The sequence below is a fragment of the Streptomyces sp. ISL-12 genome, assembly GCF_018614415.1.
Classification (GTDB): Bacteria; Actinomycetota; Actinomycetes; order Streptomycetales; family Streptomycetaceae; genus Streptomyces.
In genome coordinates this window covers 1-12348 of record NZ_JAGGOO010000099.1, presented here as the reverse complement: position 1 = coordinate 12348, position 12348 = coordinate 1, and the positions used below count along the sequence as shown (strand labels likewise).

10 protein-coding genes are annotated in these 12348 nt (G+C 74.0%); 5 read left to right on the top strand and 5 right to left on the bottom strand.

From position 1 onward, the window contains the following. Positions 1-57: 57 nt before the first annotated feature. Positions 58-690: a pyridoxamine 5'-phosphate oxidase gene (gene pdxH, locus J7I94_RS25805; protein WP_215170555.1), complete on the bottom strand. Its 633-nt coding sequence runs from the start codon at positions 688-690 to the stop codon at positions 58-60. 264 nt (positions 691-954) lie between these two features. Between pdxH and J7I94_RS25800 the strand changes: the two genes are divergently transcribed. Next, a complete protein-coding gene (locus J7I94_RS25800) occupies positions 955-2049 on the top strand; it encodes a citrate synthase 2 (protein ID WP_215170539.1) in 1095 nt (364 codons plus the stop codon). 438 nt (positions 2050-2487) lie between these two features. Beyond that, entirely contained in the window at positions 2488-3891 is a 1404-nt protein-coding gene (locus J7I94_RS25795; RefSeq protein ID WP_215170537.1) for a PAS domain-containing protein, read from the top strand. Positions 3892-3913: 22 nt separating this feature from the next. Here J7I94_RS25795 and J7I94_RS25790 read toward each other — a convergent pair whose 3' ends face one another. Continuing rightward, positions 3914-4669 carry an SIS domain-containing protein gene (locus tag J7I94_RS25790; protein WP_215170535.1) on the bottom strand — a complete coding sequence of 252 codons (756 nt, stop codon included), beginning with the start codon at positions 4667-4669 and terminating at the stop codon, positions 3914-3916. 279 nt (positions 4670-4948) lie between these two features. Between J7I94_RS25790 and J7I94_RS25785 the strand changes: the two genes are divergently transcribed. Together J7I94_RS25785 and J7I94_RS25780 are read left to right on the top strand one after the other, a co-directional pair. After that, positions 4949-5641, top strand: coding sequence for a metal-dependent transcriptional regulator (locus tag J7I94_RS25785; RefSeq protein WP_215170533.1), 693 nt, complete (start codon positions 4949-4951; stop codon positions 5639-5641). Between the two features lie 521 nt (positions 5642-6162). Continuing rightward, entirely contained in the window at positions 6163-7110 is a 948-nt protein-coding gene (locus J7I94_RS25780) for an alpha/beta fold hydrolase (RefSeq protein WP_215170531.1), read from the top strand. A 19-nt stretch (positions 7111-7129) separates the two neighbouring features. Here the strand turns inward: J7I94_RS25780 and J7I94_RS25775 are convergent, their stop codons facing one another. The 3 genes from J7I94_RS25775 to J7I94_RS25765 all read right to left on the bottom strand — a co-directional run bounded on the left by J7I94_RS25775 (position 7130) and on the right by J7I94_RS25765 (position 10277). Continuing rightward, positions 7130-8764 (bottom strand): transporter, encoded by a 1635-nt coding sequence (locus J7I94_RS25775; protein WP_215170529.1) that lies wholly within the window; start codon positions 8762-8764, stop codon positions 7130-7132. Beyond that, positions 8761-9531, bottom strand: coding sequence for an ABC transporter ATP-binding protein (locus tag J7I94_RS25770; RefSeq protein WP_215170527.1), 771 nt, complete (start codon positions 9529-9531; stop codon positions 8761-8763). Before J7I94_RS25770 ends, J7I94_RS25775 begins: the two co-directional genes overlap by 4 nt. A 92-nt stretch (positions 9532-9623) precedes the next feature. Then, positions 9624-10277, bottom strand: coding sequence for a bifunctional DNA primase/polymerase (locus J7I94_RS25765; protein ID WP_215170525.1), 654 nt, complete (start codon positions 10275-10277; stop codon positions 9624-9626). A gap of 340 nt (positions 10278-10617) precedes the next feature. Here J7I94_RS25765 and J7I94_RS25760 point away from each other — a divergent pair, with 340 nt between their 5' ends. Then, positions 10618-12003, top strand: coding sequence for a transcriptional regulator (locus J7I94_RS25760; RefSeq protein ID WP_215170523.1), 1386 nt, complete (start codon positions 10618-10620; stop codon positions 12001-12003). The last annotated feature ends 345 nt before the right edge of the window (positions 12004-12348 follow it).

Genomic DNA, 12348 nt, shown 5'->3' with positions numbered 1-12348 from the left:
GCGCCGCGGACCGAACAGCCGTCACGGACCGAACAGCCGTCACGGACCGAGCCGCCGTCACGGACCCAGCCGCTCCACCCGCCAGCCCCCGCCGTCCCCGGCGGCGACGTACCGCAGCCGGTCGTGCAGCCGGTTCTCCCGCCCCTGCCAGAACTCCACCGTCCGCGGCATCACCCGGAACCCGCCCCAGTGCGGCGGCACCGGCACCTGCTCGCCCTCCGGGTACCGGGCGGCCAGCTCGGCGTAGGCGGCGTCGAGATCGGCCCGGGAGCCGACCACCGCCGACTGGGTGCTGGCCCACGCCCCGAGCTGCGAGCCGTGCGGCCGGGTCCGGAAGTACGCGGCCGTCTCGTCCCGCCCGGTCCGGGCCGCCGTGCCCGTGACGATCACCTGCCGGGCCATCGGATGCCAGGGGAAGAGCAGCGAGACGTGCGGGTTGGCCGCCAGGTCGCGGGCCTTGCGCGAGCCGTAGTTGGTGTAGAAGACGAAGCCCCGCTCGTCGAAGTGCTTCAGCAGCACCGTGCGGGAGCTGGGCCGCCCCTCCGCGTCGGCCGTCGAGACGACCATGGCGTTCGGCTCGAAGAGGCCGCCGTCCGTCGCCGCCTGCTGGAACCAGCGGGCGAACTGTTCCACGGGCGTGGCGGCCAGCTCGGTCTCCCCGAGCCCCTCGGCCCGGTACTGCTTGCGCATCGAGGCGAGCTCCAGCGCGGCGGCGTGTGCGTCGGTCACGTTGTCATCTTGCCGTATCGGTACGGCCGCACGGTGTCCTTCGTCACGCCGTGGCACCCAGTGCCGCAAGCCCTCCCCGGAGGTGGCACTCAGGGATATCGTGCCGCGTACGGGGCATCACAGGGGTGGCCGCCGCGGACCGCGAGCCGGGGACGACGACCGCGGATCCACGGGGTGGCGAACGCCCCTCACCCCACCAGGACCACGATCACGAGGAGCCGCCTGATGTCCGACTTCGTACCCGGGCTAGAGGGAATCGTCGCGTTCGAGACGGAGATCGCCGAGCCCGACAAGGAGGGCGGCGCCCTGCGCTACCGCGGCGTCGACATCGAGGACCTGGTCGGGCACGTCTCCTTCGGCAACGTCTGGGGCCTGCTCGTCGACGGCGCCTTCAACCCCGGCCTGCCGCCCGCCGAACCCTTCCCGATCCCGGTCCACTCCGGCGACATCAGGGTCGACGTCCAGTCCGCCCTCGCCATGCTGGCGCCGGTCTGGGGCCTCGAACCCCTCCTCGACATCGACGCCGAGCAGGCCCGCGCCGACCTCGCCCGCGCCGCCGTCATGGCCCTGTCCTACGTCGCCCAGTCGGCCCGCGGCCAGGGCCTGCCGATGGTCCCGCAGCGCGAGATCGACAAGGCGCGGTCGGTCGTCGAACGCTTCATGATCCGCTGGCGCGGCGAACCCGACCCCAAGCACGTCGCCGCCGTCGACGCCTACTGGACCTCCGCCGCCGAGCACGGCATGAACGCCTCCACCTTCACCGCCCGCGTCATCGCCTCCACCGGCGCCGACGTGGCCGCAGCCCTCTCCGGAGCCGTCGGCGCCATGTCCGGGCCGCTGCACGGCGGCGCCCCCTCCCGGGTCCTCGGCATGATCGAGGAGATCGAGCGCACCGGTGACGCCGAGGCGTACGTCAAGCGGGCCCTGGACCAGGGCGAACGCCTGATGGGCTTCGGCCACCGCGTCTACCGCGCCGAGGACCCCCGCGCCCGCGTCCTGCGCCGCACCGCCCGCGAACTGGGCGCCCCGCGCTTCGAGGTCGCCGAGGCCCTGGAGAAGGCGGCCCTCGCGGAACTCCACGCCCGCCGCCCGGACCGCGTCCTGGCCACCAACGTCGAGTTCTGGGCGGCCATCGTCCTGGACTTCGCCGAGGTTCCGGCGCACATGTTCACGTCCATGTTCACCTGCGCCCGCACGGCCGGCTGGTCGGCCCACATCCTGGAGCAGAAGCGCACCGGCCGCCTGGTCCGCCCCTCCGCCCGCTACACCGGCCCCGGCCCCCGCGACCCCCGCGAGATCGAGGGCTACGAGTCGCTGTAGGACCGGTGCGGGCCCCGTACACGCAGACGACCCGCGAGTCGGGTTCCTCCGTGGAGGAGCCGGCCGGACGTACCGGCGACTCGCGGGTCGGGTGACTGCTGGAGATCGGGCCGGCTGCGCGCTTCTCTCACGCGCTGGTCCGGCACCGCACTGGGTGTGGTGACGGGCCGCTAGCCCGCAGCCACCTCACGCGTCCGGTTTCCATACATCTGCCGAACCACCTCCTCTCTCGTGTGGACCACACATTAGGAAGCGCCCGGCAGGCGCTCAACCCATTTTTCCGTGACCCGGGAGACAGGGCGGGACGGATTTCCGGCGTGCAACGATTCCTGCATTATTGCGAGAACCAGGTGTGCCCTGGGTCACGTTCGAGTTGAATGAAGGCCAGTACCGACTTGAATGAAGGCCAGTACCGACACAGCCTGCAGGGGGGTTCGGGTGAGTGCTTCCCGGCACAGTGGGGCCACCGACGAGCTGGGGCCGGACGGGCCCGAGCCGCCCGAGCGGGAGGGCGCGGACCTGCTGGCCGCCCTGCTGGACGGGATGGACGCGGCGCTGTGCGCGTTCGACGCGGACGGCGTCGTCACCCACTGGAACCGTGAGGCCGAGCGCATCCTCGGCTGGACGGCGGCCGAGGCGGTGGGCCGCAAGGGCTTCGCCGGCTGGGCGGTGCGCAGCGCGGACGCCGAGGAGGTCGAGGGCCGGCTGCTGGCGGCGATGCGCGCGCCGGGTCGGCAGGTGCACGAGTTCGCGCTGCTGACCAAGGACGGCGGACGGGTGCTGGTGCGCACCCAGTCCGCGGCCGTACGCGGCCCGGACGGCGAGCCCGCCGGGCTGTACTGCGCCTTCAGCGAGGTGCACGCCCAGATCGACCTGGAGCGGTCGATCGCGCTGAGCGAGGCCCTGTTCGAGGACGCGAGCTGGGGTGTGGTGCTGGTCGACGCGGACCTGCGGCCGGCCGTCGTCAACGCGCACGCCGCGCGGGCCTTCGGCACGGGGCGCACGTCCGTACTGGGCCGGCCGCTGGGCGATCTGATCGCCCAGGGCGTCGAGGAACTGGAGAGCGCGCTGACCCACGTCCTGGCCCAGGGCGCGCCGCCCGCGCCCGCCGAGCTGTGGGTGAGCGTGCGCACCCCGGACGGGGAACGGCGGCGGTGCTGGAGCAGCGGGTTCCTGCGGCTGGCGTCGCCGCTGGCGGAGGAGCCGGTGCCGCTCGGCGTGGGCTGGCTGTTCCAGGACGTCACCGAGGCGCGGCAGGCCGAGCAGGAGGCGTCGCTGCTCAGGTTCCGCTCCAACCAGCTGCACCGGGCGGCGCGGGCTGCGGCCGAGTGCGAGGACCCGGCCGAGGCGGCCACCGTCCACCTGGACTTCGCGCTGGCCGGGTTCGCCGACCACGCGCTCGTCGACCGGGTGGCGGGCGCCCCGCTCACCGGCACGGAGCCGGCGGAACCGGTCCGGCTGGTCCGGTTCGCGGCCACCCCCTCCGGCACGCCGGGGCCGAGCGTGCGCGGCGGGGCGGCGGGGCTGCCGGTCCGCTACGACCAGGGGCATCCGGCGGTGCAGTGCGTGGAGCGGGCCGGCCCGGTGCGGGCGAGCGCCGGCACGATGTCCGGCGACCGGGCGCGCGCGTGGGCGCGGGCCCGGCAGTGGCCCGAGGGCACGGTGCACGCCCTGTGCGCGGTGCTGCGCAGCCGCGGGGCCACGCTCGGTGTCGTGACGTTCCTGCGGAGCACCGGCCGCGGCCCCTTCGAGCGGTCCGACGTGGCCCACGCGGAGGACGTGTCCCTGCGCATCGCCGCGACGCTGGACCTGGCGGCGGCGGTGGGGGAGCGGGACCGGTAGGCCGGCCGGACCCGCCGCCGGTTCAGTGGTGGTAGAAGATGCGGTCCCCGTACTGCTCCAGGACCCGCTTGTTCCAGTCGTGGCCGCCGTCCACGTTGCCCGAGCGCAGCAGCGGCGGTTCGACGCCGCGGTCGGCGAGGACGGCGGCCGTCGTGGCCAGTACGGCCTGCATGAGCGCGGCCGTGACCACCGTGGACGCGGGGGCGAACGGCGCCGGGACGGTGTCCAGGGTCAGCTCCGCGTCCCCGACGGCGATCTTGGAGTCGAGCACGACGTCGCAGTGGTCCTTCAGGAAGGTGCCGGAGCCGTGCCGGGACCGGGTGGCGGTGGCGTACGCGACCGAGGTCACGCCGATGACGCGGATGCCCCGCGCGCGGGCGTGCAGGGCCATCTCCACGGGCAGCGCGTTGCGCCCCGACAGGGAGACGATCACCAGGGCGTCGCCCTCCCGCAGCGGTGAGGCGTCCAGCACGGCCCCGGCGAGGCCGTCCACGCGCTCCAGGGCGGAGCCCAGCGTGGCGGGCCGCACGTCGACGCCCACGACCCCCGGCACCGTCAGCAGGTTCATCAGGGCCAGACCGCCGGCCCGGTAGACGACGTCCTGCGCGGCCAGCGACGAGTGCCCCGCGCCGAAGGCGAACAGCCGGCCGCCCCGCTCCACGGTGTCCGCGAGCAGCGTGCCCGCCGCCTCCACCGCCGCCCCCTCCTCGTCCCGGACCCGGTGCAGCAGATCGACCGCCGCGTCGAGGAACTGGCCGGCCGGCTTGCGGTCGCTCATGCGGAGCCCCTTCGGTGTGGCCTTCGGTATGGCAGTGGCGCGGTATGGCAGTGGCGCACTGTGACGTACTGTGCAGCGCCTCACGGTGCGGTCCGGACCAGTGCGGTGTCAACACGGCGGACACGGAGGCGAGGGCCCGGGCGGTACGCTCGATACCCCGTTCGGCCCTTCTCCTCGGCGCGGCACGGTTGTCAGCGGTATGCGTCAGAATTGATGGCAGGGCCAGCGCACGCGCCGGAGAGCCGTCGAGCCTCCGGAAGATCTCATCAAGGGGCACGTATGTCCGGACTGATCGACACCACGGAGATGTATCTCCGCACCATCCTCGAGCTGGAGGAGGAAGGTGTGGTCCCCATGCGCGCCCGGATCGCCGAGCGGCTCGACCAGAGCGGTCCGACGGTCAGCCAGACGGTGGCGCGGATGGAGCGCGACGGCCTGGTCTCCGTCGCCAGTGACCGGCACCTGGAGCTGACCGACGAGGGCCGCAAGCTCGCCACCCGCGTGATGCGCAAGCACCGGCTCGCGGAGTGCCTGCTCGTCGACGTGATCGGTCTGGAGTGGGAGCAGGTGCACGCCGAGGCGTGCCGCTGGGAGCACGTGATGAGCGAGGCCGTGGAGCGCCGCGTCCTCGAACTGCTGCGCCACCCCACCGAGTCGCCCTACGGCAACCCGATCCCGGGCCTGGAGGAGCTGGGCGAGACGGACACCGCCGACCCGTTCCTGGACGCCGGCCTGGTCGCGCTCTCCGAGCTGGACCCGGGCGCCGAGGGCAAGTCGGTGATCGTGCGCCGCATCGGCGAGCCCATCCAGACGGACGCCCAGCTGATGTACACGCTGCGCCGGGCGGGCGTGCAGCCCGGTTCGGTGGTGAGCGTGACGGAGTCCGCGGGCGGCGTGCTGGTGGGCAGCGGCGGCGAGGCGGCCGAGCTGGAGTCGGAGGTCGCCTCCCACGTCTTCGTCGCCAAGCGCTGAACCGGTACCACGTGCTGAACCGGCGCCGGGCGCCGGTCCGGGCACTGCCGTGACCGGCGCCGATGTTGCGCCGGCGTTTCCATCCCGTCGAATGCCGAATTCGGTCCGCCCGAACAGCAGCGTCCGCGCGGTTCGCGTGCGAGGCTGTCGCTGAGGCATATGACGAAGGCTCGGGGCCGCGAGGGGCAGTCGCCGGTCCGGAGAGGGGGAGGACGTGCCGCGCAGACGACAGAGGGCCCCGGCGCCGTGCGGCGCCGGGGCCTGTCCTCCCCTGTGCTGACCCGGAGCCCCGAGCTCTCAGGGTCATCCCCTCGGACCGTTTTCCCCGAGCGGTCCGCCTCCCGCTGAAGATCTCCCCTCGACAGCGGCGGCCAATCCCCGGAGGGTGTCACTCGAACGAGGGGTATTGCCCGGCAGGACGGTTTTTTCGAATAACCATTCGATACTCTGCGGTGGCAGGACGAGTACGACCAGCACGGCAGGCAGATCAGGTCCGAGCGGATCTTGGGGGTGCCAGGACCATGGCGCGGCGTATCGACGTGACCGGGGCGGGCGGCGTACGCCTCGCGGCCTGGGAGTTCGGCGACCCACCCAAGACCGACCAGGCGGCCGGCCCGACGGCCGCCCCGACGGCCGGCCAGGCGACCGGCGAGGCGACCGGCCAAGAGCCCGGCGAGGCGACCGGCCAGGAGCCCGGCCCGGCCGCCCCGGGGGTCCTGCTGCTGCACGGCCTGATGGGCCGCGCCTCGCACTGGGCGGCCACCGCCCGCTGGCTCTCCGGGCGCCACCGCGCCGTCGCCCTCGACCAGCGCGGCCACGGCCGCAGCGAGAAGCCCCCGCAGGCGTCCTTCACCCGCGAGGCGTACGTCGAGGACGTCGGCGCCGCGCTCGACCAGCTCGGCCTGGCCCCGGCCGTCCTGATCGGCCACGCCATGGGCGCGCTGACCGCCTGGCAGTTCGCCGCCAAACACCCCGACCTGGTCCGCGGCCTGGTCATCTGCGACATGCGGGCGTCCGCGCTGGGCGCCGCCTCGCAGCAGGAGTGGACCCAGTGGTTCCGGTCCTGGCCGGTCCCCTTCGCCACGCTCGCCGACGTACGCAAGTGGTTCGGCGGGGACGACCCCTGGACGGACCGGCCGAACCCGGCCCGCGGCGCCTTCTACGCCGAGGTGATGGCGGAGTCGGCGGACGGCTGGCGCCCGGTCTTCGAACCGGAGCAGATGCTCAGCTCCCGCGAGACCTGGATCCACGACGCCCACTGGGACGAGCTGGCCCAGGTCGGCTGCCCCACCCTGGTCGTCCGCGGCCTCGACGGCGAGCTGGGCCGCGCCGAGGCGCAGGAGATGGTCCGGGTGCTGCCGCAAGGCCGGTACGCGGAGGTCGCCGACGCCGGCCACCTGGTCCACTACGACCAGCCGGAGGCCTGGCGCGCGGTCGTCGAACCGTTCCTCGACAGCCTCCAGGACTGAGCGGGCCGGCCGCGCGGCCTCACCCCTTGCTGACGGCCGTCAGGATCTCCGGCAGCCGTCCGGCCGTCAGCGGCGCGGCGAACCTCAGCCCCAGCACGACCAGCACGGCCCCGTACACCGCCCCCACCGGCAGCACCACCCACGTCCACGCGTCGCCGCCGGCGCTGACGCTCAGCCACACCGTCAGCGCGATGACGGGCGCGCACAGCAGGGCGGCGGCCACCATCCCGCCGAAGATCGAGACCCAGGCGAGCCCGGCCTGACCGGGGACCACGTTCTTGTAGCCCTCCTGGGGAATGGAGTACGGGAAGCGCGCCGAGGCCCAGGCACCGGCCGCCAGCATCGCGCCGAGCAGCGCCAGGGACAGGCCCAGGGCCTGCGGCAGCCGCGCCCAGTCGTCGAGCAGCGCCGTGGTCAGGACGGTGACGAGGGTGGCGTACGGCAGGCTGATCAGCAGCAGGGCGAAGGTCCGCGCGCGCAGCTCGACGTAGGCGTCCCGGGGTGAGGAGATGGTCATCGCGACCATCCAGAAGGCGGAGGTGTCCTGCCCGAACTGGTTGAACATCTGGAGGCCGAGCATCCCGGCGGCGAAGCAGGCGAAGTAGAGCGAGCCGGTGCCCTGCAAGGCGTTGAAGACCGGCACGATCAGGCCGATCGCCAGGGAGGTCACCCAGGCCGCCTTGGTCTTCGGGTCGCGCCACACGTACCGCAGGCTGCGCTCCATGACGGTGCCCGTGCGCCCCGCGGGCAGCAGCCGCGCCGGCCCCGTGGACCCGCGTTCGCGCGCCGTACCGCCGGATGGGAGGGTCGACCCGTCGGGCGTGGTCATCAGCCGGGTCAGGTGGCGCGCCCACACCGCCAGCAGCAGCGCCAGCAGCGCCGCGCACAGCGCGAGCCGCGCCAGCGCCGTCCCGTACGCGCCCTCGCTCGCCGCCTGCACCGCCCCGATCGCCGAGGCGGGCGGCACCCAGCTCAGCACGTCGGAGACGGGCGCGAGTTCCGCGAGACCGGACGAACCGAGCCGCTGCGCGCCGAAGTTGACGAACTGCGCCCCGACCGCGACGACCAGCCCGCTGAGCACCGCGAGGTCCCGCCCCTTGCGGCTGGTCAGCAGCCGTACGTTGGCGGCGGCGACGGCGCGCGCGAGCGCCACGCACACCAGCAGCGCGAGCACCGCGCCGACGGCCCCGACGGCGTACGCCGCACCGCCGTGCGCCAGCGCGATCACCGAACCGGCCGTCAGGCACAGCGTGAACAGCGGCCCGATGCCCACCAGCGAGGCCGCCAGCAGGGCCCGTACCAGCGGCCGGGGCCGCAGCGGCAGCATCACCAGCCGGGTCGGGTCCAGCGTCTCGTCGCCGCCCGGCCAGAACAGCGGCATCACCGCCCAGCCCACCGCCAGCACCGCCGTCAGCAGGACGACCAGCGCGTCCGCGTGGGCGTGCCCGCGCAGCGCGATCAGGCCGATGAGCTGGAGCACGGCGAAGAGCAGCACGACGACGGCCGAGGCGACGTAGGCGGCCCGCCGACCGGCGGACTGCCGCAGCCCGTTGCGCAGCAGCGACAGCTTCAGCCGCACGAAGACGGACGTGACGGACGTGACGGAAGCGGCGGGGGCGGCGGAGGCGGTGGCCGACGCGGGTGCGGCGCTCATCGGGAACCGCCGCCCAGCCAGTCCAGGTCGCTCCCCGTGTCCCGGCCGCCCGCGCCGACCAGCTCCAGGAACGCCTGCTGCAACGAGGGCGCGTCCCCGCGCACCTCGGCCAGCGGCCCGGTGGCCCGGATGCGCCCGGCGGCCAGCACGGCCACCCAGTCGCACAGCGACTCGACCAGCTCCATGACGTGGGAGGAGAAGACGACGGTGGCGCCGGAGGCGGTGTACCGCTCCAGGACACCCCGGATGGTCTGTGCCGACACCGGGTCGACGCCCTCGAACGGCTCGTCCAGGAACAGCACTTCAGGGTTGTGCAGCAGCGCGGCGGCCAAGCCGATCTTCTTGCGCATGCCGGTCGAGTAGTCGACCACCAGCTTGTGCTGGGCCCCGGCCAGGTCGAGGACGTCGAGGAGCTGCGTGGCCCGCTTGTCCACCTCCGCGCCGGGCAGCCCACGCAACCGCCCGGTGTAGCCGAGCAGTTCCCGCCCCGACAGCCGCTCGAACAGCCGCAGTCCCTCCGGCAGTACGCCGATCCGGGCCTTCACCTCCACCGGATCGCGCCAGACGTCGTGCCCGACCACCTCGACCGTCCCCTGGTCCGGCCTGAGCAGCCCGGTCACCATCGACAAGGTGGTGGTCTTCCCGGCCCCGTTCGGCCCGACCAGTCCGATGAACTTCCCGGCGGGCAGATCCAGATCGATCCCCCCGACAGCCACCTGCTGCCCGAACCGCTTCCAGAGCCCTTGTACGCGTACGGCTGAGGTCATACCCGAACCCTACGGCCGGGCGAGCGCCCCGAAAGAGGGACCGCGACGAGCCCGCACGCGCCGAACGCCCGCACCCGGCGGGCGAGAAGGCGCTACCGGTCCCGCCCGCACGCGTAGGCGAGCGGCGGCAGCAGCTCCTCCACGTCCGGCAGCCACCGATTGGTCCGGGTCGGCGGGCACGCCCACTGCACGGCCCCCCGCGTCCCGTACCGGGTGGGCGGCGCCGCCACCCACTCCCCTTCGCCCAGCGCCGTCAGATCCAGCGTCACCGGCGACCAGCCCAGGCTCCTGACCAGCTCCGGCACCTTCACCGCGGCCCCCGGCAGGACGAGGAACCGCATCCGCCGGTCCGGGCTCAACGTCACCGGCCCCAGCGTCAGTCGCATCCGCTCCATGCGGGCCAGCGCGAGGAACCCGGCCGTCTCCGGCACGTCGATCGCGTCGAACGCGCGCCCGGTCGGCAGCAGGATCGACGCCGTCGGCTGCTTCTGCCACATCCGGCGGGCCACGGTCGCGCTGCCGGTCGCCTGGCCCGCCCAGTCCGCGCGCGCCGGGTGCGCGCCGGGGACGGCGCACGCCGGGTCCGCACAGGAGCAGCGTTGCTCCCCGTCGACGGCTTCCAGCCAGGTGCCGGGGAACACGTCCCAGTGACGCTCCTCGGCGTAGCGAACGGCGGCCTCCAGCAGCGATGCGCCGCGCTGCTGGGGAATCTGTGCGGTCTCGGTGCCCGGGATCGTCTCTTCCACGTGAATCTCAACTCCCGTGCCCACCGCGGGTTACGGCCCGTGCGCGCGCGGGGGGAGAGCACCGGCTCCGCGGTCGGGGCGCATGGTTGCACCTCCGGGGGCGCGCGGGAGGATCCGCGGCGGGAGTTGGGTAGCCAGGGCAGGGGGACACGGCGACGGCCGTTTACCCGGCAAACCTCGCAAGCCTCGCATTTTCCGCATGTCAGCGGGGCACTGATCTCCACGGCCGGTTCCTTTCGGTTGGCCCGCCTCGCCGGACCGCCCGGACTCCGCCGGCCGCGGAAGTCACGTCAACTCGGTGCACGGGCAGGCACCCGAGCCATGAAGCAGGGGGTACGCCATGGCCGCAAGGCCTCTCGTCGCGCGGCAGCCGAACGAACGGCTGCAGGCGCTCATCCAGGAAGCGGGCTGCTCCAACGCGGGGCTCGCCCGCCGGGTCAACATGTGCGGCGCCGAGCACGGTCTCGACCTGCGGTACGACAAGACGTCGGTGGCCCGCTGGCTGCGCGGACAGCAACCGCGGGGCCGGGCACCGGCGATCATCGCGGAAGCGCTGGGACGCAAACTCGGCCGTACGGTCACGATCGACGAGATCGGCATGGCCAACGGCAAGAACCTCGCGTCCGGCGTCGGCCTCCAGTTCTCGCCGACGGTACTGGGCGCCATCGAGCAGGTCTGCGAGCTGTGGCGCAGCGACGTGGGGCGCCGGGACTTCCTGTCCGGTTCCTCCGTCGCGGCGTCCGCGCTGGTCGAGCCCAGCCGGGACTGGCTGATCTCCGCGCCCGACGCGCAGGTGGCGCGCGCGGCCGGGCCCCGGGTGGGCCAGTCCGACGTGGCGGCGGTGCGGGCGATGACCCAGGCGCTGGTCGACCTGGACCACCAGTACGGCAGCGGGCACGTGCGCCCGGTCGTCGTGCACTACCTCAACAGCGTCGTCTCCGGGCTGCTCGCCGGCTCCTACCGGGAGGCGGTCGGCCGGGACCTGTTCGCGGCGGTCGCCCGGCTGACCGAACTGGCCGGGTACATGGCCGTCGACACCGGCCAGCCCGGCCTCGCCCAGCGCTACTACATCCAGGCGCTGCGGCTCGCCCAGGCGGCCGGCGACCGCGGCTACGGCGGCTATGTGCTCGCCGCGTCGATGAGCCACCTGGCCGCGCAGCTCGGGAGCCCGCGGGAGATCGCGCAGTTGGCGCGCGCGGCGCAGGAGGGGGCGCGGGGGCGCGTCACACCGCGCGCGGAGTCGATGTTCCACGCCGCCGAGGCCCGTGGGCACGCCCTGCTCGGCGACGCGCGGGCGGCCCAGGACGCGGCGGGCCGGGCGGTGGCCGCGCTGGAGGCCGCCGACCAGGACTCCGGGGACGACCCGGCCTGGATCGCCCACTTCGACGAGGCCTACCTCGCCGACGAGTTGGCGCACTGCTACCGGGACCTGGGGCAGGCCGACGCGGCGGCGCGGTACGCCGAGGAGTCCCTGGCCCGCCACCCGCGCAGCCGGGCGCGCCGGCGGGCCATCGGGTACGTCCTGCTGGCCAGCGCCCAGGTGCAGCGGCGGGAGATCGAGGAGGCGTGCGGTACGGGCACGAAGGCGGTCGAACTCCTCGCCACCCTGCGCTCCAACCGGGGCGCCGAGTATCTGGAGGACCTCCAGCAGCGGCTGGAGCCCTACCGGGAGGAGGCGGTGGTAAGGGAGTTCGGAGCCCGGGTCGATCTCCAGGCCGCCGCGTGAACTCCGGCCCGGACGGCGGGTGAACGGGCGGCGAACGAGGGGGCGGACGGGAGCGCGGGACGTCAACAGCGGGTGGGGGACCGGTTTTGTAATCGCGGTCACAGGGAAGGAGGTCACGCCCTGTGCGGCGTGGCAGCGGGTTCGGGGGACCCGGTAGCGTGAGCCGACGATTCCGAAGGTCCCCCATTCGTAGGAGTCCCGGTGACACAGAGTGGACAGGGCGAGGAGCCCTCGCAGCGCCCGGCGCGCGAAGGCATCGTGCTGCCCTCCGACGGCGGCGAGCCCTTGTTGCCGGGCATGACGGGCGCAGCCGCCGGTCCGCCGCCCGGCCCGCCCGCCCCGCCC

Coding starts and splice junctions, on each gene's coding strand:
- pdxH (WP_215170555.1), bottom strand. CDS start 690: ATGCGCAAGCAGTACCGGGCCGAGGGGCTCGGGGAGACCGAGCTGGCC.
- J7I94_RS25800 (WP_215170539.1), top strand. CDS start 955: ATGTCCGACTTCGTACCCGGGCTAGAGGGAATCGTCGCGTTCGAGACG.
- J7I94_RS25790 (WP_215170535.1), bottom strand. CDS start 4,669: ATGAGCGACCGCAAGCCGGCCGGCCAGTTCCTCGACGCGGCGGTCGAT.
- J7I94_RS25785 (WP_215170533.1), top strand. CDS start 4,949: ATGTCCGGACTGATCGACACCACGGAGATGTATCTCCGCACCATCCTC.
- J7I94_RS25780 (WP_215170531.1), top strand. CDS start 6,163: ATGGCGCGGCGTATCGACGTGACCGGGGCGGGCGGCGTACGCCTCGCG.
- J7I94_RS25775 (WP_215170529.1), bottom strand. CDS start 8,764: ATGAGCGCCGCACCCGCGTCGGCCACCGCCTCCGCCGCCCCCGCCGCT.
- J7I94_RS25770 (WP_215170527.1), bottom strand. CDS start 9,531: ATGACCTCAGCCGTACGCGTACAAGGGCTCTGGAAGCGGTTCGGGCAG.
- J7I94_RS25760 (WP_215170523.1), top strand. CDS start 10,618: ATGGCCGCAAGGCCTCTCGTCGCGCGGCAGCCGAACGAACGGCTGCAG.